This window comes from Pseudomonas sp. Z3-8, assembly GCF_051131975.1.
In the GTDB taxonomy this organism is placed as follows: Bacteria; Pseudomonadota; Gammaproteobacteria; order Pseudomonadales; family Pseudomonadaceae; genus Aquipseudomonas.
The window spans coordinates 4,103,488-4,127,853 of the sequence record NZ_CP071643.1; the positions used below are offsets into that span (position 1 = coordinate 4,103,488).

The 24,366-nt window shown below is 56.1% G+C and carries 32 protein-coding genes and 4 tRNA genes; 12 read left to right on the forward strand and 24 right to left on the reverse strand.

The annotated features are described in order from the left end of the window. Positions 1–154: 154 nt before the first annotated feature. The 8 genes from J3P94_RS18700 to J3P94_RS18735 all read right to left on the reverse strand — a co-directional run bounded on the left by J3P94_RS18700 (position 155) and on the right by J3P94_RS18735 (position 5,282). Positions 155–556 carry an antiterminator Q family protein gene (locus tag J3P94_RS18700; RefSeq protein ID WP_434569179.1) on the reverse strand — a complete coding sequence of 134 codons (402 nt, stop codon included), beginning with the start codon at positions 554–556 and terminating at the stop codon, positions 155–157. Next, the gene (locus J3P94_RS18705; RefSeq protein ID WP_116833013.1) at positions 553–840 is read right to left on the reverse strand and encodes a hypothetical protein; all 288 of its coding nucleotides are present in this window, start codon (positions 838–840) and stop codon (positions 553–555) included. Before J3P94_RS18705 ends, J3P94_RS18700 begins: the two co-directional genes overlap by 4 nt. Further along, entirely contained in the window at positions 833–2,221 is a 1,389-nt protein-coding gene (locus J3P94_RS18710) for a replicative DNA helicase (protein ID WP_434569180.1), read from the reverse strand. Before J3P94_RS18710 ends, J3P94_RS18705 begins: the two co-directional genes overlap by 8 nt. Then, positions 2,218–3,021, reverse strand: coding sequence for an ATP-binding protein (locus tag J3P94_RS18715; protein WP_434569181.1), 804 nt, complete (start codon positions 3,019–3,021; stop codon positions 2,218–2,220). Before J3P94_RS18715 ends, J3P94_RS18710 begins: the two co-directional genes overlap by 4 nt. Further along, complete coding sequence (locus tag J3P94_RS18720) at positions 3,005–3,733, reverse strand: helix-turn-helix domain-containing protein (protein ID WP_434569182.1); 729 nt, start codon at positions 3,731–3,733, stop codon at positions 3,005–3,007. The genes J3P94_RS18715 and J3P94_RS18720 overlap by 17 nt, the downstream gene beginning before the upstream one ends. Positions 3,734–4,051: 318 nt before the next feature. Next, complete coding sequence (locus J3P94_RS18725) at positions 4,052–4,435, reverse strand: hypothetical protein (protein WP_434569183.1); 384 nt, start codon at positions 4,433–4,435, stop codon at positions 4,052–4,054. 113 nt (positions 4,436–4,548) lie between these two features. Then, entirely contained in the window at positions 4,549–4,971 is a 423-nt protein-coding gene (locus J3P94_RS18730; RefSeq protein WP_215002395.1) for a phage regulatory CII family protein, read from the reverse strand. Between the two features lie 77 nt (positions 4,972–5,048). Continuing rightward, on the reverse strand, positions 5,049–5,282 hold the full coding sequence (locus J3P94_RS18735; RefSeq protein ID WP_434569184.1) for a transcriptional regulator: 234 nt from the start codon (positions 5,280–5,282) through the stop codon (positions 5,049–5,051). A 99-nt stretch (positions 5,283–5,381) separates the two neighbouring features. Between J3P94_RS18735 and J3P94_RS18740 the strand changes: the two genes are divergently transcribed. Continuing rightward, a complete protein-coding gene (locus J3P94_RS18740) occupies positions 5,382–5,807 on the forward strand; it encodes a hypothetical protein (RefSeq protein WP_434569185.1) in 426 nt (141 codons plus the stop codon). Between the two features lie 45 nt (positions 5,808–5,852). On the opposite strand, the gene J3P94_RS18745 is transcribed toward J3P94_RS18740, so the two are convergent. From J3P94_RS18745 to J3P94_RS18755, 3 genes are read right to left on the reverse strand one after another with little or no spacing between them, the layout of a single operon-like run. Beyond that, positions 5,853–6,659 (reverse strand): phage antirepressor KilAC domain-containing protein, encoded by an 807-nt coding sequence (locus tag J3P94_RS18745; RefSeq protein ID WP_434569186.1) that lies wholly within the window; start codon positions 6,657–6,659, stop codon positions 5,853–5,855. Further along, positions 6,656–7,054: a DUF3077 domain-containing protein gene (locus J3P94_RS18750; protein WP_434569187.1), complete on the reverse strand. Its 399-nt coding sequence runs from the start codon at positions 7,052–7,054 to the stop codon at positions 6,656–6,658. The genes J3P94_RS18745 and J3P94_RS18750 overlap by 4 nt, the downstream gene beginning before the upstream one ends. Further along, positions 7,035–7,193: an Arc family DNA-binding protein gene (locus tag J3P94_RS18755; RefSeq protein ID WP_434569188.1), complete on the reverse strand. Its 159-nt coding sequence runs from the start codon at positions 7,191–7,193 to the stop codon at positions 7,035–7,037. The genes J3P94_RS18750 and J3P94_RS18755 overlap by 20 nt, the downstream gene beginning before the upstream one ends. Positions 7,194–7,306: 113 nt before the next feature. Here J3P94_RS18755 and J3P94_RS18760 point away from each other — a divergent pair, with 113 nt between their 5' ends. Continuing rightward, complete coding sequence (locus J3P94_RS18760; RefSeq protein WP_434569189.1) at positions 7,307–7,750, forward strand: helix-turn-helix domain-containing protein; 444 nt, start codon at positions 7,307–7,309, stop codon at positions 7,748–7,750. 215 nt (positions 7,751–7,965) lie between these two features. Here the strand turns inward: J3P94_RS18760 and J3P94_RS18765 are convergent, their stop codons facing one another. After that, positions 7,966–8,967 carry a hypothetical protein gene (locus J3P94_RS18765; RefSeq protein WP_434569190.1) on the reverse strand — a complete coding sequence of 334 codons (1,002 nt, stop codon included), beginning with the start codon at positions 8,965–8,967 and terminating at the stop codon, positions 7,966–7,968. Between the two features lie 763 nt (positions 8,968–9,730). On the opposite strand from J3P94_RS18765, the gene J3P94_RS18770 reads away from it, so the two are divergent. Together J3P94_RS18770 and J3P94_RS18775 are read left to right on the forward strand one after the other, a co-directional pair. Beyond that, positions 9,731–10,105, forward strand: coding sequence for a hypothetical protein (locus J3P94_RS18770; protein ID WP_434569191.1), 375 nt, complete (start codon positions 9,731–9,733; stop codon positions 10,103–10,105). A gap of 94 nt (positions 10,106–10,199) precedes the next feature. After that, positions 10,200–10,913 carry a TIGR02391 family protein gene (locus J3P94_RS18775; RefSeq protein WP_434569192.1) on the forward strand — a complete coding sequence of 238 codons (714 nt, stop codon included), beginning with the start codon at positions 10,200–10,202 and terminating at the stop codon, positions 10,911–10,913. A gap of 158 nt (positions 10,914–11,071) precedes the next feature. Here the strand turns inward: J3P94_RS18775 and J3P94_RS18780 are convergent, their stop codons facing one another. Beyond that, on the reverse strand, positions 11,072–11,584 hold the full coding sequence (locus J3P94_RS18780) for a hypothetical protein (RefSeq protein ID WP_434569193.1): 513 nt from the start codon (positions 11,582–11,584) through the stop codon (positions 11,072–11,074). Between the two features lie 174 nt (positions 11,585–11,758). Between J3P94_RS18780 and J3P94_RS18785 the strand changes: the two genes are divergently transcribed. Next, positions 11,759–13,000, forward strand: coding sequence for a hypothetical protein (locus J3P94_RS18785; RefSeq protein ID WP_434569194.1), 1,242 nt, complete (start codon positions 11,759–11,761; stop codon positions 12,998–13,000). 249 nt (positions 13,001–13,249) lie between these two features. Here J3P94_RS18785 and J3P94_RS18790 read toward each other — a convergent pair whose 3' ends face one another. From J3P94_RS18790 to J3P94_RS18800, 3 genes are read right to left on the reverse strand one after another with little or no spacing between them, the layout of a single operon-like run. Further along, positions 13,250–13,693 carry a DUF6941 family protein gene (locus J3P94_RS18790; protein ID WP_434569195.1) on the reverse strand — a complete coding sequence of 148 codons (444 nt, stop codon included), beginning with the start codon at positions 13,691–13,693 and terminating at the stop codon, positions 13,250–13,252. Beyond that, positions 13,690–14,103, reverse strand: a complete 414-nt coding sequence (locus J3P94_RS18795) for a helix-turn-helix domain-containing protein (protein ID WP_434569196.1) — start codon at positions 14,101–14,103, stop codon at positions 13,690–13,692. The genes J3P94_RS18790 and J3P94_RS18795 overlap by 4 nt, the downstream gene beginning before the upstream one ends. Before the next feature lie 37 nt (positions 14,104–14,140). After that, positions 14,141–14,518, reverse strand: coding sequence for a type II toxin-antitoxin system RelE family toxin (locus J3P94_RS18800; protein ID WP_434569197.1), 378 nt, complete (start codon positions 14,516–14,518; stop codon positions 14,141–14,143). Positions 14,519–15,356: 838 nt separating this feature from the next. Here J3P94_RS18800 and J3P94_RS18805 point away from each other — a divergent pair. From J3P94_RS18805 to J3P94_RS18830, 6 genes are all read left to right on the forward strand, one after another. After that, a complete protein-coding gene (locus tag J3P94_RS18805; RefSeq protein ID WP_434569198.1) occupies positions 15,357–15,605 on the forward strand; it encodes a hypothetical protein in 249 nt (82 codons plus the stop codon). Then, complete coding sequence (locus tag J3P94_RS18810; protein ID WP_434569199.1) at positions 15,602–15,907, forward strand: CopG family ribbon-helix-helix protein; 306 nt, start codon at positions 15,602–15,604, stop codon at positions 15,905–15,907. The genes J3P94_RS18805 and J3P94_RS18810 overlap by 4 nt, the downstream gene beginning before the upstream one ends. Next, a complete protein-coding gene (locus J3P94_RS18815) occupies positions 15,904–16,104 on the forward strand; it encodes a hypothetical protein (protein ID WP_434569200.1) in 201 nt (66 codons plus the stop codon). The genes J3P94_RS18810 and J3P94_RS18815 overlap by 4 nt, the downstream gene beginning before the upstream one ends. Further along, complete coding sequence (locus tag J3P94_RS18820) at positions 16,097–16,426, forward strand: hypothetical protein (protein ID WP_434569201.1); 330 nt, start codon at positions 16,097–16,099, stop codon at positions 16,424–16,426. Before J3P94_RS18815 ends, J3P94_RS18820 begins: the two co-directional genes overlap by 8 nt. Positions 16,427–16,506: 80 nt before the next feature. Next, a complete protein-coding gene (locus J3P94_RS18825) occupies positions 16,507–16,740 on the forward strand; it encodes a hypothetical protein (RefSeq protein ID WP_055135598.1) in 234 nt (77 codons plus the stop codon). After that, a complete protein-coding gene (locus tag J3P94_RS18830) occupies positions 16,740–17,876 on the forward strand; it encodes a tyrosine-type recombinase/integrase (protein WP_434569202.1) in 1,137 nt (378 codons plus the stop codon). The genes J3P94_RS18825 and J3P94_RS18830 overlap by 1 nt, the downstream gene beginning before the upstream one ends. A 109-nt stretch (positions 17,877–17,985) precedes the next feature. Here the strand turns inward: J3P94_RS18830 and J3P94_RS18835 are convergent. Further along, positions 17,986–18,062: transfer RNA gene (locus tag J3P94_RS18835), tRNA-Val, on the reverse strand. A 183-nt stretch (positions 18,063–18,245) separates the two neighbouring features. Here J3P94_RS18835 and J3P94_RS18840 point away from each other — a divergent pair. Further along, positions 18,246–19,529: an NAD(P)/FAD-dependent oxidoreductase gene (locus tag J3P94_RS18840; protein WP_434569203.1), complete on the forward strand. Its 1,284-nt coding sequence runs from the start codon at positions 18,246–18,248 to the stop codon at positions 19,527–19,529. Positions 19,530–19,718: 189 nt separating this feature from the next. On the opposite strand, the gene J3P94_RS18845 is transcribed toward J3P94_RS18840, so the two are convergent. The 7 genes from J3P94_RS18845 to J3P94_RS18875 all read right to left on the reverse strand — a co-directional run bounded on the left by J3P94_RS18845 (position 19,719) and on the right by J3P94_RS18875 (position 24,345). Next, a tRNA-Asp gene (locus J3P94_RS18845) sits at positions 19,719–19,795 on the reverse strand. A gap of 89 nt (positions 19,796–19,884) precedes the next feature. Then, positions 19,885–19,961, reverse strand: a tRNA-Asp gene (locus tag J3P94_RS18850). A 58-nt stretch (positions 19,962–20,019) separates the two neighbouring features. Beyond that, positions 20,020–20,095: transfer RNA gene (locus tag J3P94_RS18855), tRNA-Val, on the reverse strand. 103 nt (positions 20,096–20,198) lie between these two features. Continuing rightward, positions 20,199–20,972: an SDR family oxidoreductase gene (locus tag J3P94_RS18860; RefSeq protein WP_305495812.1), complete on the reverse strand. Its 774-nt coding sequence runs from the start codon at positions 20,970–20,972 to the stop codon at positions 20,199–20,201. Further along, on the reverse strand, positions 20,969–22,180 hold the full coding sequence (locus tag J3P94_RS18865) for an O-succinylhomoserine sulfhydrylase (RefSeq protein ID WP_434569204.1): 1,212 nt from the start codon (positions 22,178–22,180) through the stop codon (positions 20,969–20,971). Before J3P94_RS18865 ends, J3P94_RS18860 begins: the two co-directional genes overlap by 4 nt. A gap of 57 nt (positions 22,181–22,237) precedes the next feature. Further along, a complete protein-coding gene (gene purF, locus J3P94_RS18870; RefSeq protein WP_434569205.1) occupies positions 22,238–23,743 on the reverse strand; it encodes an amidophosphoribosyltransferase in 1,506 nt (501 codons plus the stop codon). A 41-nt stretch (positions 23,744–23,784) separates the two neighbouring features. Next, the gene (locus J3P94_RS18875) at positions 23,785–24,345 is read right to left on the reverse strand and encodes a CvpA family protein (protein WP_039593931.1); all 561 of its coding nucleotides are present in this window, start codon (positions 24,343–24,345) and stop codon (positions 23,785–23,787) included. Positions 24,346–24,366 lie beyond the last annotated feature (21 nt).

Here is a 24,366-nt window from a genome sequence, read left to right on the forward strand (position 1 = left end):
AGCCCCGCACAGTGGCGAGGCTCAGAATTTATATGGGACACAAAAAAGCCCGACACAGTGGCCGGGCTTGTCTTGAAGCTTGTCTTTGTGTCGCGCTGGAACAGCTGAACACCGTGCCATGAAAGCAGGTGTTTATCCGGCATGAAAGGATTATTTACGCCGCATCGCTCATTCCGTGCAGGACGCCATCAATCCAACCAACACCGGACTTGATTATCTCTCTCGTTGAGCGCTCAGAAATGCCTGCCGCCCCGCCCCCCGCCGATTCCCCTATTCGAACCATCGTCCACTTGGCACCGAAGTAAAGCCAGAGGAACAGGCCCATCTGTGCGTTGCGCTGGGTGAGCTTGGCCATAGCGGAATCCACTGCCAGAGCCTCGTCATCCGTGATCAAGTAACTGGACACGCTGGGCATCTGAACGTTGTCCCGCATGAGCGCCAATTGCGGCGAGACATACCGAGGCACTCCCATTCCGTCCATGCGCCACCAGCCCCACTGCTCCAGCAAGTGTTCCGTGTCCCCCAGGGGCTTGTTGATGTAGGTGCGCTTTTTCATGCAGCTTTCCTCGGGTCAGGATCACTCAGGCCAAACAGGTCTCGAAGCAACCGGTCGGCGGCGGTCTTCTTTGCGTTGCCCTCCAGTAGCCAGCGCTGGCCGTAGTCATGAAAACCGATCTGCAAACGGCTCGAGTGCCAACTGGCGACCATATCCAACAGAGCCGCCAGCGCCGCCGGGCCGCCCATTTTGACCTTGGCCAACTCCTCGCCAGCGATTTTCAAGAACTGGCACTCGATGTCGCTCATAGCTTTGCCCGGCAATACCGCTCTGACGTTACTCATACGTCTTCCTCCCCTTAACCCGACCCGCGAAGGGGCGATTTGCTTCGACCTCCTCCTGCGTAGGCTCTCGGCCTGCAAAGTTGACGAAACGCCCGTACTGTCCTTGCTGCTGCACGATGCAACTGCCAACTCGGGCGTGCCTGCACTTGGTCATGAGCATTTCGGTTAAGCCGTTTTGGCCTTCTTCAGAGTCCATATCGCGATGAACCAAGATGATGCAGCTGGCATCCGCCTCCACTTCGCCGGAATCGCGTAGATCGCTCGACTGGGGCTTCTTGCCGGTGCGCTTTGTTGACTCTCTGTTGAGCTGGGAGAGCAAGACCACCGGAATGTCGAGCTCCTTCGATAGCCGTAAAAATGCCTTGCTGATAGCGCCAACCTCTTCGCTGCGTGTCCGGCCCTTCGTTTCAGCTTTGACCAATTGCAGATAGTCGACGACGATCCCGCCGAGACCGTGCTCACGCTGGCACCTGCGCGCCTCTTTTCGAATGCTCGACGGTGTTTGAACGGGGTCCTCAACGACGAACAGTGGTGCACCGTTCGCTTGAGCTACCGCGCCCACCATCGCGCGCCAGTCTTCGTCTCGCATTCCGCGCTTGCTCGCAGGTTTTGAAAGGCGCTGCAGCTCGATACTGCCGAGCGAGGCGATTGCACGAAGCCCGAGTTCTTCGCCTGGCATTTCCAGCGAAAAGACGAGCCACGGATCCTTCCTTTTGATCGCGTTGTACTGAGCCGCCTGTAGCGCGAGGGTGGTTTTACCGCTACCAGGCAAGCCGCCAATAATGGTGATCTTTTTGGGGCGTATCCCATCGACCAGTTCGTCGAGATCGGACAGTCCAAACGAAGGCCAGTCAGGTATCAAGCCGAGGTTCTTGTCATTGACAGTGTTGGCAGCCTCCCCCATCCACTCATCAAGACGGCGATACTTTGGCTCATCCCCCTCAAGATCGCGCATGTCTGCCATCGCCTGTTGTGCGCTGGCGATGATCTCGGCTAATGGGCGGTTCTCACTGGCCGACTCACGCACGGCATCAGCCGCTTCCACCAGGCGACGCAGTACTGCCCGCTCGGCCACGGTTCTCGCGTATGCACGCCAGTTCGCAGTGCTGGGCGTGTTCTTCGCCAGTTCCCCAGCGTAAGCAATGGTCGCTCCGCCACTGGGGAGGTAAGGCCTGAAATCGTGAAGCGTGACCGGGTCCACTGGTGCGCCGGTTGCGTGCAGTTCAACCATCACCTGGAACAGCGCTGCGTTTTCCGGATCATGGAAGTCAGCAACTGTGACGCTGGCGGTGATCAAGTCGAACAGATCACCGTCCAACATCAGGGCACCAAGAAGAGCGTGTTCTGCCTCATCGCTGTACAGCTCGCGATAGTCGCTCATACAGCACCTCTCGCCGAGGCCCAACTGAATCCGACAGCCTGGCCTCCCCCTTCACGAAGTCGATCCAGTGCTCGATCTCCGATGTAACGCCCCAAGTCCGCTGCTGCCAGATTCGACACTACTACGGTGGGCAGGACGAGCTGGTAGCGCCGATCAATCACCTCATGAAGCACACCGAGCTCGTAGGCGGTCCCCGCCTGAGCTCCCAGTTCATCGACGACCAATAAATCGAAACTGGCAAGCTCGCTCAATACATCCCTGTCGGTGTATTCAGCACCGCGATCCATAGCACCCTTGAACACCCGGATTATCTCAGCCGCAGACACGATCACGGCCTGGGCCCGGTGTTCTCGAATCACAGCTTGGACTATCGCGCAGGCCAGATGCGTTTTCCCATTCCCCACATTTCCCGAGAGAATCAACGAGCGGCCGACCTCGTAGTTCTCTTTGAACCGATGAACATAGTCCTCGCAAAGTTTGAGAGCCTTCGCCATGCCGGCCACGCCGCCGGAGGTTCTGTAATTGCCAAAGGTGCAGCTGCTGAATCGCGTCGTGATTCCCGAAGCTACGAGCAGTTTGTTCAGCTCCTCTGCCTTTTTTCGATTGCACGCCTGGATATATTCCTCGCTCTCGGCTGAAGCGATGTTCAACGCCTCCCAGTGGCAATTCTTGCACCCACGCACAAGCATGGAGCCGTCGAACTGCTCGGTCTCTGAACTGCTCACCTGGCCATGCTTCGGGCATTCGATGTTGAAGAAGCGGACGCGCGGCTGCGGGCAGAAATTAGAAATTCGCGCCATGTGCTACCTCCGGGTATTCGAGCGTGTGGTTAGGCAGGCCGGTGTAGGCAGATTGCTTGGTGGGCATGGCAGGCTCCAGCTCATCGGTCCATCTCTCTCCGTTCAGCCAGGTTGAAGCGTTCGGGACGTAACGCCCGCCGTCCTTGGTCCAGTCTTCGGAAAGGCAGTGACTGCCCAGGGCGGTGATCAGGGTCTGGCGTAGCTCATCGCTCGGCTTCAGCTTCGCCCAGGCTTTGGCAGCGTCCTTGCGCCCCTTCTTTTTCGGGTACAGCTTCCAGAATTGCTCAAACCCCTCTGCCGCATCTGAAATGACCGTAGGTTTAGGTTCCTTGACTGGTTCATAAGAGTGACTGGTTCTGGGGGCAGCTCCTGCCCCACCCCCTGGGTTATCTCCTGCCCCAGGTGGGTTATCTCCTGCCCCACCCCCTGGGGCAGATGCTGCCCCACCATCAAGCGACAAGTGGAAAACGTTCGACTGATTCAACTCGCCCTTTCGGCGGTACTCTCGACGAAGAAATCCCGCTTTTTCCAGCTCGCGGATATGCAGCTTCACGGTGGATCGTCCGATCTCGCACTGGTCGGCAATATGCTGGTACGACGGCCAGCATTCGCCCTGATCGCTGGCGTTGTCCGCCAGCTTGACCAACACCAGCTTGCGCAGCGGATTTCCGACTTTGGTTTTCATGGCCTTGACCATTAATTCCATGCTCATAGGTCAAGCTCCCCGGTCACGCGACGTACGAAATCGTCGTAACCTTCAGCCATGATCAGGCCTTGGTTCTCGAGCGCCTCGCGATACGCCTTGGCGCTGCCGTAAAGCACCCAGCGCTCTCGCTCGGGGAGGGATCTGAACGACGCGTAGCTGGGCCATGGGCCAGCTATCAAGGATGCCGGCCCCTTCTCAGCAGAAGATGTTCTCGGGCGCGTGTTCATTGCACCGTCCCCCCAGCAGGGAACTGATCAATCTCAGGGCACAGTACCAGGACCTCCAACCGTCCAGCGATGCGAGTAGGAGCTACACGTAGAGGGCTCATTGATCATCCTCCAAATCCGCGGGAGCAAATTCTGCCTCGCCATTTCGCATGGCTCGCAACCCCAGCACAGCTGCCTTGGCTATCTGCTGAACGAACCCTATTTCCAGGTTGGTGGTGCGCCCTCCCATCCCCAGGATCGCGAACTCGATCGCCTCGTATGCTTCGGTCTCGTCGAACGCGGCCAGCGAACTTACTTCCTGATCAACAAACGCCATTCCCTTCGCCCAATCCGAAGCAACACCAGGGTTATTCCTGGGCCAGTTGATGAGGCGTCCTTCCGAGTCGCGCGCAGTAAAACTGAGGTCATCGCGAGTACGCACTAGCGGAAAATTAATCGTTGCCAGTACACGAGCTTGTTCATTACGGATTGCGTGTGCCATGATTAGTACCTCTACGAGATGTGTTGTCCTGGTTGCACAGGACGATTAAATGAGCCCGGTTCCCGCCGGGTTTGTTGCTTTCTGCACCAGGCGAAAATTCATTTGCCAGCAGTTCACGCCGCCTTCACTGACTCCTCCAGCACCAACAAGCTCTGCCGCACATGGCCGATCTCTTTTTGAATATTTGCCTTCTCAAACGGTGAAACCCGGCCATCGGAAAGCGCGTCGTGAACCAGGCGAGAGACGTCCCCGTATTCGGCTGCGAGATGTATCAGCGCTTCGATGAGGTTCTTGCTCGCCGGCCGTGCCTGCGGCACCAGGGCATAACCCAAAGCGCTTGCCAGCAGCTCAAGTGGTTCAGGGTTCTTGCTGTGCACCAGAATTTGCAGGAACTGCTCAAAGTTCAGCCGATGCGAGTCGTCGTTCGGGTTGACCCGATTGAGCAGCGCGGTGTGACTCATCCCCATCAGGTGAGCCAATTGTTTCGGTCCCGCCTCCAGGACTGCCTCGTGAATTGCGCGATGTACCTGTTCCATTTCGGGAAACCTCTTTGTGGTTGTCGTGGCGGAACGTCCTGACCAAGGCGAAAATGTGCGCCCTCGGCAAGGCTCGCTTATGCGGTCTTGAGCTGGGAGTTGCGCAGGTACGCCCAATCGATATCGGGCCGAAGGTCTTCACAGATCACCGCCCTCTCCGTCTCACGCTCGAGCTTGATAGCAAGAGCGGGGTTGGCACGACGGAAGCCAAGAGCAACCTGTCTGAGTTGGCCCACGCTGGTGTCGCAACGCTTAGCCAGGGATTCCAGCGAAACGGCGTCCAGGGAGCGCATGTGTTCAATTAGCGTCATGGTTTTCCTCCTAAGAGGCTCCACATTACATATTGCTAAATTAAATAGCAATAGCATTTCATAATTTACTGTTTGCTAACGCAGGGACACTATTCGCCAATGGATATGAAAACTCTTCGGGTCGAAGCGCTGCGGCGTGTCATCGGCCCACTCAGCCAGAAAGAATTTGCCGACCAGCACGATCTGGACGCTTCCTATTTGTCCCAGATTCTCAACGGGCATCGAGGCCTGGGCGAGAAAGCAGCGCTCAACCTTGAGAAGAAGATCGGGCTAGCGCCCGGCGTTCTGGTCAACCCGGGCGGGTACGGTTCGAACGTCATTGAAGGTGAGTTCACTCGCCAAGAAAGCGTGCGCGACCAGTCACCTGCCTATCAGGCCATGCAAGAAAATGCCTCGCCCAAGGCGATCGCGGTCATCGAGAAGCTAGCCAGGGCCGCGGCAAAGGGAAGGCTCAAGGAGTCGGACTTGGTGCTGCTGGAGGGCATTGCCGGATTGCTTGAGAAGGCCAACGCTGAAAAGCCTTAAGCCAGATGCAAAAAGCCCGGCGCTTGGCCGGGCTCTCTTCATTTGCTAGGTCAGCAAGTCCTCTTCCCTGCTCTGCCACATGGCCTGAAGCTTGGTCAGCCCCTTGCCAGTGATTAGCGTCGAGCACGTTGGCACCGTGCCGTCTATTGGATGCTCGAAGGTGCCCAGCTTCACATCTAGAAGGCCGGCCTCGATCTTCGCCTGGTACGGCTCGTTGGTCCTGGTCACCCACCCCTTCTGCCTCATGAACTGCAGCAGTCTGGTGCGGCCGGTACCGATGATCTTCGCGGCCTGGGCGGCGTTGTACCTCTTGTGGGATACCGTGACCATGTCGTGAAAGGCGACCTTGGGAGCGTCTTGCTCTACCTTCACTTCCAAGAGGTGGTTCTCTTTGGTCAATTCGGTGTTGTCCGCCTCCAGGGTGACGACCTTGCGCACGTTGTCAGTCAGCAGGGCCAAGAGGACTTTCGGGTCGTTGAGGCTAGACATGTCGAAGGCTGGCTTGGCCACCCTCTCTTCCAGCTCCTGCCAGCGGTCCACAAGGCGGGCCGTGAACTCAGGGCAGAGTTGCGCCACGACAATAAAGCTGTCGCGCTTGCAAACGTGGTAGACAGCCTCCGTGCGCGGGCGCCCCAGACTATCGCTGGATTGTTCGACCCTCGCTGGGGGTTGGACAATAACGCCGCGCTCGGCCAGGCGATCAATCGACTGCTTGACCTTGTCATGTCGAGAACCGACAAGATCGGCAATTTCCTTTGATGACATCGTGGGTCGCGACACGTTTTGCGGATCAACAAATTGTGTCGCGACGACACCCACTCGCAGGCCTGGCTCGCTTGATGAGATATTCATGAGAATTTCCCCAAGCCATCGCGAGTGGAATCAACAACAGCCTTTGCCAATCCAACTGAACGGAACAAAAGCCAAGCCTGATCAGGATTAATGCCATCTGTGCCCATGGCGATGCCTTCAAGTGAAGACCTCAGCTCACCCAAAATGCACGATGCCTCATCTAGGGCGTCTGCAGCAGGGATGCTAGGCCGCACAGCGAACACCTTCTGCCGCTCTACGTTGCAGCTGGTAAATGGATGCTCAACAGTTACAGGTCCTTTAACAGCGCCAGCATTGAGTTTTTCGTTTACTTCGGTATGCTTATCCATGACGATTTCTTCCTCGAAGTTGATCTCGTTAACCAGAACCCCATCGCCTGCCAGCGCTGGGGTTTTTTTATGCCTGTTGTTTTTCATGGTCCTGCTCCAAGGATTTTCTCAGCCTGAACACTATTTCTCCGCTCAGACTGCGGCCGTTTTCGGCGGCCCTTATCTCAAGCTTCTCGCGCATTTCGCACAGCATCCGCACAGCGGTAGTAATTTTTAGGGCTTTCATAACGCCTCCTTGTTTGCGTTTTGTGAGTCTAATGCGTTTTGTGATTGCGTCAAACAATTTTTTGCTTTTTGTGCGTTTGCTGTATGCTTCTAGAGGTATACACGAGGCTCGCCATGTCCAAAGATTTCGCAATGAATCTCATCTATCTTCGAGGGGAAAGAAACCTCACCCAGCAGCAGCTCGGAGACGCTATTGGGGTTTCTCCATCTCAGATTTCCAGATACGAAGCCGGTCAAGCAATGCCGCGAAAGACCGTGCTCCGAAAGCTTGCCGATGCGCTTGGCGTCACCATTGAACAGCTCAGCAAGCCAGATATGGTCAGCATCACCATGTCGGAGCGATCATCAAGTGGAGCGGATGACACCTGGAAGGTCACGGTCCCTAAGCAACTAGTTTCGAAAATCCAGGCCGAGGCAGAAATGCATGGTGTGAGCGTTGAGGTGATGTTTGTTGCCGAGCTCGAACGTGCCAGGTCTTTTTGGGAGAAAGGTATCGATCCAGGTATTGAACAGGCTATCGATAACGTCCAGAAATACCATAAATCCATCGACCTCTAAGTCGCAAATCCCTGTCACACCTGTACGAAACCCAGTAAAGCATCGCCGCCATTACAAGACTCACCCCGCTCTCTCCGGAATTGCGCCGAATGGTCATTCAAGTCGGTCATGCTGTTTCCATTCCTGTCATTGATTGGGATTGGAAACAGATTGCAGCAAAGGGATATTGTCAGACAGACCTGACATACTGACATGACACTATGTCAGGTTGCATGTCAGGCTTTTGGAAGGTCGTCGGGTTTAATGGCTGCAGCTAATTCGGCCAGCTTCCGGGCATTCTCTCCAGTACGTGCAGCCAGGAATGTAGCCACCGTCTTTTGGATACCATAGGGTGCCGGCTTGGATCTATCATGCTCTACCCAATGAGCCAGCGCTGCGTCGCGCATAGCTTCTAGCTGCTTAGTCGCATAGGGGAAGGTCAGGCCAGGGACTGACTCATCGTGCGGACTTGGAGACTGTTCGCGGCCATGAAGCTTTCGCAGCTCCTGCGTCAACGCTTTGATGACATTATCATTAATGCGTTTACGCTCGGCCTGCTCTGTCAGTTGCCTGTCTAAAGCTGCAACCATTCGCTCAGCCTGTTCGGCGCGCTCTTGCATGGCCTTAAACTCCACATGGTCGTGCATAAGCATGTTTCTGATTCCGGCTAGGCCTCTATTGCCGTCATCAGTACGCCGTTTCAACAATTCTTCTTCAGCCGCCTCGCGTGCATGCTTTTCCTCCTCAAGTTGCTGCTGAAGGCTCTTAACCTGCGCATTATCAGGTTGGTCGGCAGTTTCATTAATCTTGGCGGCTAAATATTCAATGTCAGCAGGCTTGAAATATAGCGGATGTCCTTCCTCGTCCTCAGTAATAGCGTCCCAGTAGTCGTAATCGGCTCGTATGGCAATTTCACTATCGAAAGGGTCTGGCTCATACCTGGCACCCTCAAGACTGATCCTGCGCTTTTCTGGTTTTCCGTGTTTTTTGTCGGCTTTTCTAATGGTTTCACTACCAAGAACAAGCTGGAAGCCGCGCCCGATAACTTCAACCTCGATACCTTCATCATTGATGTAATGGCCGGCCAAACCGAGGGCTTGAATGTAAGAATCACACTGCTTTGAGAAAACCAGTCTCCGTAGCTCTACCGGGCCTATTGGAAGCGCTGTGAGCGTGCTCAGCCAATCTGCTGCCTGTGCTATATCGAGCCAATCGAAAAGACGATAAATCCGGTCCACTTACGCCTCCTAGGCGTTCCGTGTTGAAAAGATCGAAAAACAAGTTGGTAGAACGACCTTTTTGCGCTCGGCCGGGCAAGGCGGTCCAAATTTGCTCAGGATCATGTGCTGCCCACATGCCAGCGATAGCATCCAGTCTATCGCCTGTTAGCAAAATGTAATAGTCAAGCGGCGCACCCAGGGGACGCTGCCCCCAATTTGGGGAGAGCTGACTCCTATGCACAATCGGTGATGGCACCAGCATTGAGGCACGCACCCGGCGTTGGTAGAGTCGGCGCCCTACCACGTGAATCATGGAAAGATGATGACCACACTGCGCTGGGTATTCTGCTGTTCGTTACTGGGCTGAGCCGGGTGGCGTGGGGATATGGAGAGATTGATCAACTGGCAGGGTCGACCGTCCTGGCCTCCGGCGGGCTCAAGCGAGTCATCTGCCCTCCTTTCGGCGACTACGACTGCATGACCTAGCCTCAGGACTTGTACAAGCTCAAGCTGCAGAATGTTTGCTTCACTGCCAAGATCATGATGTGTGGTTCTTCCTGCGATGGTTTCATCGCAGAGAAGGCCAACATTCAAACGCTTTATGTGATTGCCAGTACCGGCCTGGACAGCTCAGCGATCAAATTCTACAAATGCCCGAGCATGTACTGAGGCAACCAGATAGCGCATTAACCCAGCGGGCTCGTATCAACCGCAAGCCGAACGGCGACCTCGGATCTGTGCGCGATGAATAAACTGCGTATTTTTATGGATGTGCAAGTAAATGGATGAGGCGAAAGCTCGCAGGCTTGAAGCAGAAATCAATGAGCTGAAGACTTTTATCGCGGCTCTACATTCATCGAATAATGCCCCTAGGTCCTGGATCGACAAGGCAAAGATATTGCTATGCATGACCCTTTGCTTCGTCGGTGCCACGGGTGTGATGGGGGTGCTCATGGAAGGGTTGCGCTGGCACTGGGCGGTGACGATTGGCGTCGGCGGGCTCGCGCTCTACCAAGGGCTTCAGGCCGAACAATCATCGAAGGCAACGAAGCAACTGCTTGCGGACTACAACACTCGTCTTGACGAAGCTGAGTACGAATTGAGCAGGGAAACCGCGGAGGAGCGGCTGAAGGCGATGTTCACTAAATCTGATTGAGCAATACCAATCGGGATGTCTGGCCGGTTGGCGCGATTGGTGTTTGTGGACTATTGGTTGATGGCCGGCATGAGGTCGGATCGAGGAGAGAGTCGTGGTAGGTATCAATCACTTGGCCGAATACCATCGAGCCTATAGAGATGCTCTTGAAATCTACCGTCTCTGGGACGAGGAAGAGGCCCCCGTACTGCTTGGACATTTTGAGCGATTTAGCGGACGAATGGCCCACTTGATGGAGCAGGTTGATCCGCAGTGGAGAAGCTCGGGGGCGCTCGGCCGGCATATGGCTTTTATGCGTCGCAATCTAGAGCGTAACGAAAAGCGATATAGCAAGAGTGACGCTGCCGACATCGTATTTTTTGACATGCCAACATTGCAGGATTTTCTGCTTCAAGAGGCTTCCTCTCCAAACTATTTAGACGCCCGTTTGGCAGAAGCTACATCTAGACTGTTCGAGATTGAGGACTATGCCTCGGTGATCCGAGCGACATTTCCTGTTCTCTCTTCGAGGCTCCGAAGAATTTTTGTTATTCCAGACGGTACGGATGGAGAGAACCTAGTAAATGACATATTCACACGGGCACTAGGCTCCAATCCTGTTGTACTGCCGCAGGACGAAAAGACCGCATATCGAAATTTACTTGCTGGTTTCTACGCCTCATATCGAAATAAACTCAACCACGGCGACTACCAGCCGACTCTGTCGCAAGCGCGAGGAGTTGTAGAAATGGCTAATACATTGATCAAAGATCTGGAGCTTCTGGCTGAGAAATCTTTGGCCGTGAATGCCAGCACATCCGCGAATTAGATTCTTAATTAGACGGCTCGGATCGTTCAAGTCGGGTGATACGATGGTCGGCATGGAGCCGGATCAAAGGGGCTGAAATGGCTTTCGATAACCGAACACGAAAATTCATCAAAGGGCTCGACACGGCGAAGACTGAGGCGAGCCGCGACGGGATAGAGCTAACGCCAGAAGAAGCTTCGAAGCTGGCAATGAAGACAGCTCTTGGCTCGAAGAAAGCAAAACCGGCAAAGAAAAAGAAACGTCGAGGAGGTTGGCCATTTCTTCCGGGCAGTTTCGAAAGCTCTTCTAGGTAAGAAGGTTTTTTGCCGTTTCAGCGAGTAAGGCAGGTTATTCGGAATGTCGATTTCGTCGTCAGGCTCTGGCTGATCGTCGTCGAGCGACTTCAGCCCGGCAGCACGGATAATGCGTGACACTTTTTCTGTAACAACAATAGGTGGCGTGACACAAAGGAGCACCTTTGCCTGGGCATCGAGGTCAGCCACGGTCAGGTTAATCAGCAGCCGCTGGTGAACGTCCTGCTGGTTGTTAATGCTGCGGGCCTTCATGACCCGCTTCAGGTCTGACTTGAAGGTTCCAGCCACTTCAGCCGTAATAACTTCTCGATGTCCAGCGCGGCAGCCTTCGCTGCGGCCTTCTCGCGCTTCCGCCGTCGGCTTCTGTGTTTCAGCCATGGCCTGCTCCTTCGATTCAGCAGTGCCAGCCAGTTACTAGGCGCTCCTTCCGAACTCGATGTTGACCGCCACATCTTACTCGCTATGCAGCGCCGTCCCGTACCTGTTGCTAATGGTGATTTGAATACCAGGAGTGATACGTTCGGTCTCCCGCCTACCTTCTGAGACCAGAGCATGTCCGCATCTGAGAAACGGTATCCCCGCGAATCATTTACCAAGAAGCTGATCCGAATGTGCCAGAGGCTTGATGAGTGCTCTGTCCGGACCATCACGCACAAAGACATCTACGGTGAGTTCACTGGCGAGATCACAATCACATCGATGTGGGTCGTGGGATCCTACGCCCGGGGCGCGACGACCTGTGGCGATCTGGATCTGGTCATAGGCGTGCAAACCAAAGGGGCCCTGCCCTATACCAGGGTTTGGGCCAGGTCCTTCTTCGGCGCTCCGTCACTCGTGCGCTACTACCCAGGTGATCCAACCGAGAACATGTCAGGCGTACCGTTCCCCGAGGCAGTCTTGATCTGGTCCGGCATCGGATGCGACTGGAAAGCTGTGATCGCGTCAATCAAATCAGATCCCAACGCCGGCAGAGCTGCGCGTGAGACAGATGTCCTCCCCCTTCGAGACGAACAGCTGCGCACCTACAATGATGAGTATCACAAAGCCGTCGACATGCAACGCGATAGGCTCTGGGAATGGGAGTTCATAGAATTTGGGAAAGAAATGCTTGCCCCTCTCCCGATTGAAGACAGCGCCGAGGATGTGGCGTATTTCAAGCGATGCAAACCGATGATGGGGCGTAAATCGCAGGAGCTGGTCCCGGCAATTATTAATCTGATGAGAGAGCATGAGCCCTTCGGCTCCTGGTCCTCTTCAAATAGTCACTGGTCGAACTTCAGATGCGGAGGATCTGAGATCTACCTCGGCCGCCCCGCCCTCCCCATCAATTTCTTTGACTATGCGCCTTGGGTACGCCAACTGATCTTAATCCCTCACATCAGCGGCAGAGGGCCAAACGGCGCCTGGATCATCCGTCGCGGGCCAGAACACCCGCAGCGCAAAGCACTCGAGGGGAGACACGCGTTCTACTTGACCACCTCAGGGCAGCCAGACACCATCGTTTACTGTGATGAGCTCAGGTACAGGCCTTCAGAAGGCATTGAACTGTTCGAGACACATGAGGAGGCGCAAGATTTCGCAGCTGAGCTGGCCGGCGACGACTTAGAAGAGTCTGAGGTCAGTAGAGCCCAGGGATGCGAGCTGCTCGCCCTACTCGGCTTGGTTGAAATTTTGGAAATTGATGGCAAGCAGTTAGCCCTGACCCACAGAGGATCAATTTATTTGGGAAAAGATGAGATTAAATTCAAAGAGTTGGTCGCCTCCCTTCCCCTTTCGGAAAAGATCCGCCCCTGAGGTCTGAGCAGGGTAGTCCCTGCTTGATTGCCCTGAGCGCTCGCCAATAGTGTGCAAGGCACTGCGGACATCAACATCGACAGGCCTCGGTTCTCAAGGAGAATGTAGGCTCCATTGGAGCAGCCTCAATGGCAAGCTGGTTGTTATACAGGGCCTAAGGACACCGCAGGGAGAATATTCGGTTACAGGCACTATTATGAGTCCGTTTAAGGGGCAAGCTTAAGGACTTGAATAAAACAGTTTATTAAGCTATGTCGCCGAAGGTATCTCTCCGGGTTCTTGCATAATGCGCAAGCCAATCCCTTTGAGCTCCGTGCCTTCATTCTCGACTCTAACCTTTATAAAGCAAGGACCATCTATTTCAAATGGAGAAAAAATAAACCCCATGTTAATAGTTGTTATCTTTCCGACTTCTTTACCACCAACCTCTGACTTCATCGCGTGCCGCGACAACTCGTCAGAAGGCATTTCGCCCTGAGCAATCTCTTCATTGTCTTTGTATATTTTTACTATTAGCTTTTTGAAGGGTTTATTGAAAGGGGTGTGTATTCTGAGAGTAACGCAGAATTTAGTGAGAGTAGTCGGAAAGGCAGGAAGAAACATTCTCCCGGTGTAGACACCCATGTAAGAAACTTTACCGCCTTGTTCATGGCGTACATCATCTGAGAATAATGTGAAAACTTTCCTGCTCATGCTTTTGACCTTAACGCTGCCGCTTCTTGCTGCCGCTGGAGGGCTGGGATCAATGTATTGTAATCTTCTTCAAGCGCCGCAGCCAACTTGCACAAAGTTTTCAGAGTCACAGTATCCGACCCCTTCTCAATACGTGCAACGTGAGGCTGGCTAGTATTCATTAGCCTTGCAAGGTCTGCTTGAGATAATTTCTTTTTAAGCCTCAGAGATTTTAATGTTGGATTTTTATCACTATCGAAGTAAGTTTCTCCAACCCACTCTCGGGCATCTTCCAACATCTCTTTTTTTTCTAAATCTTTTGTCCAGTCGCTTAAAAAGCCAGATAGTGATCTACCTTTTTTAGGCTCGACTGCTGGCTTGCTATAATTTATATAAACGACTTTTGTAAGCTCTACGTCAGTTGCAGACACCTCTACAAACTCCGAAGCATCCTTTCTAACGTGAACGTTAGAGCTCGTCGTAAGCTTGAAATATTCTGTGTGAAAGCTGGTGCTCGGGATCATAATTCCATTCTCTATGAACGATAGCTAGAACGTGATATTCATTTTCGTTTGGTAAATATGCATAAATCACCCTATAAGGTAATAAATCATCATTTGGATCCCAAACCTTCAGTCTGAATATGTTCGAACCTGAATTCCACGCTTCTACCCATCTGCGCACGTCAAACTGACGCGGAGCATCCCTATGGAAGTAATCCTGAGAAAGGCGGTCCAGTAGGTCATCATTTCCTTCGATCTCCTCTAGCAACGCAATGATTCGAGATGCCGCCCACCTATCCAGCCTCCAGAGCCTCTCCAGATCCTTTTCGGCGTCTGGATTCATGATAAGGGCCGACACTATATCGACCTAGATATAATGGCACAAGGCTGGGCTCCTGCAATTATTTCGTCAGCTAGCTGATTATTGCGATCCAGGCCTACCAGAAATCTGAATTTTCTCCGTGGAAAATAGCTGCCAATGCTCAGGAAACGTTGCGCGCGCCTATATTGATTCGCGGGAATCCTGAATAGTTTCATCGCTAACGGCAGAGCAGCCTGTCGCCCAAAGAAGAGAGATAGCTTTTCCGTATTTTTTCGAGGGCGCCGCACAGTCTCATCCTTGTGAACGAAAGGGTGGCTTAATGCCATCTGTAATGGTATCAGCAAGACGATAAATAGCACAGTGAAATGTAAGAAAAATCGTCACTCACGGCCTTGCTAGCTGGATTCGGTGCGTGGCCCACCTGTCAGAACTACTCCCATAGCGCTCAGCCGTTTTGTTCAGGGCCTGGATAGAGAAGTCAATTCTGCAGCAGTCGCTTTCCGACGTTTTCCCTCAACCTAGCCTTTCTGCAGGGCACCCCACCCCCTCGGAACAGGTACTGCTCTGAGGCTCGGTAAGCTGACGCCGTCGCCCGAGGCTCTAGACGAGGTGCGTCCTTATCGCCATACACCTTGGTAACCACCCGGAATTTATCCTTGAGATGACACTACGAGCCTGAAAACAGGGCCCTATCTTCCTGCGAAAATTAGCAGCCCGTACTTTAGCAAAATGAATTGTCTTATTGTTTAGCTTTTGCTAATTTCACTCTGCTCCCTCGCCACTCAGGTGACCGAGACGCCAATCCATATTATTGCAACGCCTATAACGCGGCCGGGATTCGTTCGGCCTGGAGAAAGTGATGCCCCCTAAACGCTTATCAGCGATGCGCCTGTTTGAGGCGCTGATGCTGATGCTCACGCTCGTCTACGTCGCGCTAACTGTTGTCTGGTTCGGCTTTGCCGCGCTGGAAATGCTAAGCAGCAGCTCAACCGGAGCAGTCCTGACCGGCTTCGCAGGGTCCGTCCTGTGGCTCATCTGCACCGCCTGCATCGTCGTCCACATCATCAAAAAATGGCATTCAGCCAAGACCACGGAGAAACAACCATGAAGCGGTACGACTCCCGCACCGCCGATAAATTTGTGGTGCGTCTGCCGGACGACATGCGATCCGATGTTGAGGCTCTGGCGCTCTTCGAAGACCGCAGCATGAACAGCGTGATTGTCCAGGCGATCCGAAATCACCTCGACTACAACCGACGCCAAGAACTGACGCTGGATGCCCTGGCCGATGCACTTGAGCGGGCCGTTTCAGGACAGGAAAGAAGCAACCCCTACACAGATCCGCGCGATCTGTTCACTAAGGCCAACCCTGTCGGCTCCTTCGTCGAACAAACGGAGGCGCAGCCATGACAGCCACAACACCCAGTGACCGCCGGATAGCTCTCCAGAATGAATTCAACCAGCTCGGCTCCCGCCTGGTTCGGTTCGGCCAGGCCATGCAGGAGCCCAGCACCACGGTCAGCGAACTGACGCAGTTGGCCCAGGCCTGCGGGATCAACCTCAAGCTGCGCATGATGGCTGAATCGGAGGGACGATCAGATGGCTAAAACAGTCCTGCGCATCCGATTGGACGCCATATCCTTTTACCTGAATACCGAATCCTCGTCTCCAGATACCGGACACAGAAACCGGTACCGCCTGTTCAAGACCGATAACTACGGGCGGGACAAGCTGGGGTGGATCTCGGTCGGCTCGACGGCGGGTAAGGAACTCGTTGCACTCGATAATGATCCGGCCAGATTCGAGGCGTGCGAGAAACTGTTCTTGAGCAAGAAGCCTCATCAATACGGGCAGTACGGTGATATACGCGGTCGGCCGGGCAAATGGGAAGGTGAGGCTTTCCCGCTTCGCGTGACGAATAGGCCGTGACGCGACACAAATCGCGAATACCGAAAACGTGTCGCAAGACAAATCCGTAGATAGAGCCGAGCACGGTCCGGAGCATCATCATGGCGAAAGTCATTGCACAAATGACAATAAAACTCCCCCGCCTCATGGAGGTGAGCGAATACAGGAAGCTGCGCTACGTCGGAGGAAAGCCGAGCGTTCAGCAACTGAAGAAATGGATTGAGGAAGGCGAGGTGGCAGGGGAAGTCAAAGGCGGGATGTACTTTGTAGACGTCCAGGCTGCAGTGATGGGCTCTACTGACCCACTGCTGGCCCAAATGATGGAGATCGGCTGATGGCTGCCCGGCCGCGCACACTAAAAAACAGGAAATTACCGCCGAACCTCTACCCCAACGGGAAGTATTGGCGGTACCGCAACCCAATCACCGGCCTGATGACGAGCATCAACCGCCCCATAGAGGAGGCAATCAAACTAGCCCGGGCGGCAAATTTGAAACTGGCGGCGCTCGTTGTCGACGATGGCGCGCTGCTCACCCTGCTGACAGGTGATCGCCTGCCGACTGTCAGTAACCTGCTCCAGCGCTTCCACGATGAATGGCTGGTGGATAAGGGCTATGCCGCTCGCACCCTGGAAGAGATCAAATTCAAGATCGAGCGATACCGGCAGGACCTTGGAGATAGGCTTATCGGGCAGATGGACGTGCTGGCTATGGCTGAATATCTGGACCAGTTCAGCAACAACGCCTACACCAAGCACCGGGGGTTGTGGGCGCAGATATTCGCGTTTGCCGTGGCCAAGGGCCTGGCCGAGCGAAATAACGCCGAGCTGACTCTGGTGAAGAAGGAGGCGGAGAAGAAGCGGCAGCGGCACACGCTGGAGGGGCTGAAGTCGATCATCGACGCGGCGACCACGCCGCCCTGGCTGAAGCGAGCAATTCGCCTGGCGCTGACCAGTCTACAGCGCCGCGAAGATATCGTGACATGGCTGAAATCAGCTGCCGACATGGAGAAAAACACTCTGACGGTATCGCCTGGCAAGACCCAGGGTTATGACAGCCCTGTCCACCTGAAAATAAAGATGGGCGCCGCGCTCCGTGAGGTAGTTGGCGAGTGCTTGCGCTCGCCCCTGGCTTCGCCTTACCTGATCCACTACAAGCCGAAGGCGCGTCGTCGGGAGCAGATCGACGCTAAGGACCATTGGACATCGGTGACACCGGACTACCTGACCAAGGAGTTCAGCAAGGCCCGAGACGCGACACACGCCTACGATCACGTGCCGGCCGGTGAGCGCCCTACTTTTCACGAGATCCGCGCTTTGGGTGCATGGTTGTACGAGCAGCAGAATTTCCCACAGGAATATATCCAGGCGCTGCTTGGCCATGCAGATGAGAAGATGACCAGGCACTACCAGGAGGGACACGGCAACAAGACAATTGAGTACGTCGATGTGGGAGCCGAATTGGCGTTCTGAGGTGGGGGTTTTGCAAAAGTTTTGCAAAAGTTTTGCAAATCGCATCCAACAAAAAAGGGCCCACCTTTCGGTGAGCCCTTCTAGACCGCCCAGCAGAGCGGATTTTGTTTGGTAGGCGCGATTGGACTCGAACCAACGACCCCCACCATGTCAAGGTGGTGCTCTAACCAACTGAGCTACGTGCCTGCTGTGAGGCGGCATTCTACGGAATTCCAAAAGGGTGTCAACACCTTTTTTTCACCTAACCCTATGAATATGCAAAATATTTAATTGCGCCAACGCGACGAAGATTTTGCGCCGGCTGGCGGCGGATTTTTATCTCGGGTAGGATCGGCGCATTCGTAAAAAATATAAAACAGAGGTTCCAGAATGGCGAACACATCCTACCCAGCGTCCTATTACGCCGCATCGGCGAATCCGGCGCCGTCGCGCCCTGCCCTGCAGGATGACGTCGAAACCGATGTCTGCGTCATCGGTGCGGGTTATACGGGGTTGTCTTCTGCATTGTTTCTGCTGGAGCATGGCTTCAAGGTCACGGTTGTCGAGGCGGCCAGGGTCGGCTTTGGCGCCTCGGGTCGTAACGGCGGGCAGATCGTCAACAGCTATAGCCGCGACATTGATGTGATCGAACGCAGTGTCGGCCCTCAGCAGGCGCAGTTACTGGGCAACATGGCGTTCGAGGGTGGCCGGATCATTCGTGAGCGGGTGGCGAAGTATCAGATCCAGTGTGATTTGAAGGACGGCGGTGTGTTCGCCGCTCTCACCGCCAAGCAGATGGGCCATCTGGAGTCGCAGAAGCGTTTATGGGAGCGTTTCGGGCATACCCAGCTGGAACTGCTGGATCAGCGGCGTATTCGCGAGGTGGTGGCTTGCGACGAGTATGTCGGCGGGATGCTGGACATGAGCGGTGGGCATATTCATCCGCTCAACCTGGCCTTGGGCGAAGCGGCGGCGGTCGAGTCGCTGGGCGGGGTGATTTATGAACAGTCGCCGGCGGTGCGCATCGAGCGCGGCGCCAGTCCGGTTGTGCATACCCCGCAGGGCAAGGTCAGGGCAAAGTTCATTATCGTGGCGGGTAACGCTTACCTGGGTAATTTGGTGCCTGAGCTGGCGGCCAAGTCCATGCCTTGCGGTACGCAGGTGATTGCCACCGAGCCGTTGGGCGATGAGTTGGCTCAACGTCTGCTACCCCAGGATTATTGCGTCGAAGACTGCAACTACTTGCTCGATTACTACCGGCTGACAGGCGACAAGCGTCTGATCTTCGGTGGCGGCGTGGTGTACGGTGCGCGGGATCCGGCGAATATCGAAGCGATCATCCGGCCAAAGATGCTCAAGGCGTTTCCGCAGCTCAAGGATGTGAAGATCGATTACGCCTGGACCGGAAATTTCCTGCTGACACTGTCGCGTCTTCCGCAGGTCGGGCGCCTGGGGGATAACATTTATTATTCCCAGGGCTGCAGTGGCCATGGCGTGACGTATACGCATCTGGCGGGCAAGGTCCTGGCCGAGGCGCTGCGAGGTCAGGCGGAGCGTTTTGATGCGTTTGCGGACCTGCCTCACTATCCGTTCCCGGGCGGGCAGTTGTTGCGTACGCCGTTTGCGGCGATGGGGGCCTGGTATTACGGGTTGCGGGATCGGTTGGGGTTCTGAGAACAATCATCACCGAAGGGCTGCCTTGCAGCCCAGCGGGAGCAAGATCCTCGCCACGGAATACACTGATTGCTTTGGGCCAGAAACAAAAAACCCCGGTCTTTCGACCAGGGTCTTTGCTATCGATTGGAAGAAGCTTTTCAGCTTTCTTCTTAGCTTCAAGGCGTTCAGTGGGCCTCGAAGCAGATATGGCGCAGCGGACGGGACTCGAACCCGCGACCCCCGGCGTGACAGGCCGGTATTCTAACCGACTGAACTACCGCTGCGTATCGCTGTGGACTTGCGTCCAGTTAACTCGTCTGATCAAAACCCTAAGGTTTGGATCTCGAACCAGGCGAACCTGCTTCGCAAAATATGGCGCAGCGGACGGGACTCGAACCCGCGACCCCCGGCGTGACAGGCCGGTATTCTAACCGACTGAACTACCGCTGCGCGTCGGTGGAGGCTTCTGACAGCTTCCATCTTGCTTTCGCAAGACTCTCAAGAAACATGGTGGGTGATGACGGGATCGAACCGCCGACATTCTGCTTGTAAGGCAGACGCTCTCCCGGCTGAGCTAATCACCCTTTGCTGCGTTGAGGCCGCGAAATTTACGCAGGTACCGATGCTAAGTCAATAGCAGCGTTGAAGTTTTTTTAAAAACAGTTCAAACAACGCGCGGGCAGCCTTTCACTCGTAGATCATTTTCTTGGTCATGCCACCGTCCACGACAAACTCCTGCCCGGTAACAAAACCGGCGTTGCGCGACAACAGCCACGCCACCATCGCCGCCACGTCCTCCACCGTGCCTACCCTGCCCGCAGGATGCTGGGCATGATCGGCGTCGGTCAACGGCTGCGCACGACGTTGCGAGGGGTCTCGCGCATCGATCCAGCCGGGGCTGACGGCATTGACCCGGATCTCCGGCCCAAGGCTGATCGCCAGGGCATGGGTCAGCGCCAGCAGGCCACCCTTGCTCGCCGCATAAGCCTCGGTGTCGGGCTCCGATTGCGCGGCGCGGGTCGAGGCCAGGTTGACGATGGCGCCGTTATGGGCACGCAGGTAAGGCGCGCAATGCTTGGCCAACAGCATCGGCCCGCCCAGGTTCACCGCCAGGACCCGGTTCCAGTGAGCCAGGTCGAGGCTTTCCAGTGTGATGTTGTGCGGGTCGGCAATGGCCGCGTTGCACACCAGCGCGTCGAGCCGGCCGAACTGCCCGAGCACTTCGGCGATGCCGGTTGCGACCTGCCCTTCATCCGCCACGTCCATGCCGATGAACCAGGCATTGTCGCCCAAGGCCTTCGCCACCCTGGAGCCGCGCTGGCGGTCCAGGTCGGTCAAGACGACCTGCCAACCTTCGCAGATCAGCCAGGCGGCAATGCCCAGGCCGATCCCCCGTGCCGCACCCGTTACCAGGGCAACCCGGCCATGAGTACCGCTCGGCGGCGTTGCCAGCTCGATCACAAGGCCGCCAACCCGCGGGCCAGGTCGGCTTGCAGGTCCGCTACGTCTTCCAGGCCGACCGCGACGCGGATCAGGCTGTCACGGATGCCCGCTGCTTCACGTTCTTGCGGCGAGAGACGCCCGTGAGAGGTGGTGCTTGGGTGCGTGATGGTGGTCTTGCTGTCACCCAGGTTCGCGGTGATGGAAATCAACCGCGTGGCATCGATGAAGCGCCACGCGCCCTCCTTGCCGCCCTTGACTTCGAAACTCACCACCGCGCCAAAACCACGCTGCTGACGCGCCGCCAGGTCATGTTGCGGATGACTCTTGAGGCCGGCGTAATGGACTTTCTCGATGCCGTCCTGCTGTTCCAGCCACTCGGCCAGGACCTGGGCGTTGGCGCAATGCGCTTTCATCCGCAGGCCGAGGGTTTCCAGGCCCTTGAGGAAGATCCAGGCATTGAACGGGCTGAGGGTCGGCCCGGCGGTGCGCAGGAATCCCACCACTTCTTTCATCTGCTCGCCACGACCGGCAACAACGCCGCCCATGCAACGGCCCTGGCCGTCGATGAACTTGGTGGCCGAATGCACGACCACGTCCGCGCCCAGCTTGAGCGGCTGTTGCAGCGCCGGCGTGCAGAAGCAGTTGTCGACCACCAGCATGGCGCCTTTGGCGTGGACGATTTCCGCCAGCGCGGCGATATCCACCAGTTCGGCGAGCGGGTTGGACGGCGATTCGACGAACAACAGTTTTGTGTTGGCCTTGATCGCCGCATCCCAACCCGACAAATCCGCCAGCGGCACGTAGTCGACTTCAACACCGAAGCGCTTGAAGTACTTTTCGAACAGGCTGATGGTCGAGCCGAAGACGCTGCGCGACACCAGTACATGATCACCGGCGCTGCACAGGCTCATGACCACGGCCATGATCGCGGCCATGCCGGTGGCGGTGGCAACCGCTTGCTCGGCGCCTTCCAGGGCGGCAATGCGCTCCTCGAAAGCCCGCACGGTGGGATTGGTATAACGCGAATAGACGTTGCCCGGCACTTCACCGGCAAATCGCGCCGCGGCATCGGCAGCGGTGCGGAAGACGTAGCTGGAGGTGAAGAACATCGGATCGCCATGTTCGGCTTCCGGTGTACGGTGCTGGCCCGCGCGAACCGCCAGGGTATCGAACGCTACGCCCTCAAGGTCGCTGTCCAGCCGACCGGCATCCCAATCCTGACTCATGCTGCCACTCCTTCTATCGCTTGAACGCAAACCGGCCCCTCGGGGCCGGTTCGTTACTCAGTTGTTGTACAGATCGATGATCGCGCTGACCGCCTGGGTCTTGGCCTTGGACGCATCGTTACGGGCGTTCTCGATCCGGTTCAGATAGACCTCGTCGATGTCGCCGGTGACGTACTTGCCGTCGAATACCGCGCAATCGAACTGCTCGATCTTGATCTTGCCGCCACCGACCGCTTCGATCAGGTCCGGCAGGTCCTGGTAGATCAACCAGTCGGCGCCGATCAGGTCGGCCACTTCCTGGGTCGTGCGGTTATGAGCGATCAGCTCGTGGGCACTCGGCATGTCGATGCCGTAGACGTTCGGGTAACGCACGGCCGGGGCCGCGGAGCAGAAATACACGTTCTTGGCGCCGGCTTCGCGGGCCATCTGGATGATCTGCTTGCAGGTAGTGCCGCGCACGATGGAGTCGTCCACCAGCATCACGTTCTTGCCGCGAAATTCCAGCTCGATGGCGTTGAGCTTCTGGCGTACGGATTTTTTCCGCGCGGCCTGGCCCGGCATGATGAAGGTGCGGCCGATGTAGCGGTTCTTCACGAAGCCTTCGCGGAACTTCACGCCCAGGTGGTTCGCCAGCTCCAGGGCCGCGGTGCGGCTGGTGTCCGGGATCGGGATGACCACGTCGATGTCGTGGTCCGGACGCTCGCGCAGGATCTTGTCGGCCAGTTTCTCGCCCATGCGCAGGCGCGCCTTGTAGACCGAGATACCGTCGATGATCGAGTCCGGACGCGCCAGGTAGACGTGTTCGAAGATGCACGGGGTCAGGCTCGGGTTGGTCGCGCACTGGCGGGTGAAAAGCTTGCCGTCTTCAGTGATGTAAACCGCTTCGCCCGGTGCCAGGTCGCGAATCAGAGTGAAGCCGAGCACGTCCAGGGATACGCTCTCGGAGGCGATCATGTACTCGACGCCTTCGTCGGTGTGGCGCTGGCCGAACACGATTGGGCGGATGCCGTGGGGGTCGCGGAAACCGACGATGCCGTAGCCGGTGATCATCGCCACTACCGAGTAGCCACCGACACAACGGTTATGCACGTCGGTTACGGCGGCGAACACGTCTTCTTCGGTTGGCTGCAGCTTGCCGCGCTGGGCCAGCTCGTGGGCGAACACGTTGAGCATCACTTCCGAGTCGGAACTGGTGTTGACGTGGCGCAGATCGGATTCGTAGATTTCCTTGGCCAACTGCTCGACGTTGGTCAGGTTGCCGTTGTGCGCCAGGGTGATGCCGTACGGCGAGTTGACGTAGAACGGCTGGGCCTCGGCCGAGGTCGAGCTGCCCGCTGTCGGGTAGCGCACATGGCCGATACCCATGTGGCCGACCAGGCGCTGCATGTGACGCTGATGAAACACGTCACGCACCAGTCCATTGTCCTTGCGCAGGAACAACCGGCCGTCATGGCTGGTCACGATACCGGCAGCGTCCTGGCCGCGGTGCTGGAGCACGGTTAGCGCGTCATACAGCGCCTGATTGACGTTCGACTTACCGACGATACCGACGATGCCACACATGCGACGCAACCCCTACTTAATGGATCTGAACTGAACAACACTCACTGCGGCGTTTTGGCCATCGGCAAGAGCTGTTCCTTGAACGGTATTTCAGCGGGTACGCTGATACCGCTGGCAAGCCACTGACTGCTCCAACCCAGGATCAGGTTTTTGGACCAGTCTGCGACCAATAGAAATTGTGGCACGAGCCGGGACTCCTGCCACCACGTATCCTGCTGCACCGGCCCCAGGCTCAACAGCCCGACGGCCACGACCACCAGCAACGCGCCACGCGCCGCGCCGAAGGCCATGCCCAGGAACCGGTCGGTCCCGGAAAGCCCGGTGACGCGAATCAGTTCGCCGATCAGATAATTGATCATTGCGCCAACCAGCAAGGTGGCGATAAACAAGATGGCACAGCCCGCGATGACGCGGGCCGACGGTGTTTCGATGTATCCGGCGAGGTACTGGGACAGCGAGCCACCAAACATCCAGGCCACGACTCCCGCAATGATCCAGGTCAGCAGCGAGAGCGCTTCCTTGACGAAGCCGCGACTCAGACTGATCAATGCAGAGATGGCGACGATTGCAACGATCGCCCAGTCAACCCAGGTAAATGGCACGGTGCAGCCTACAGACGGATA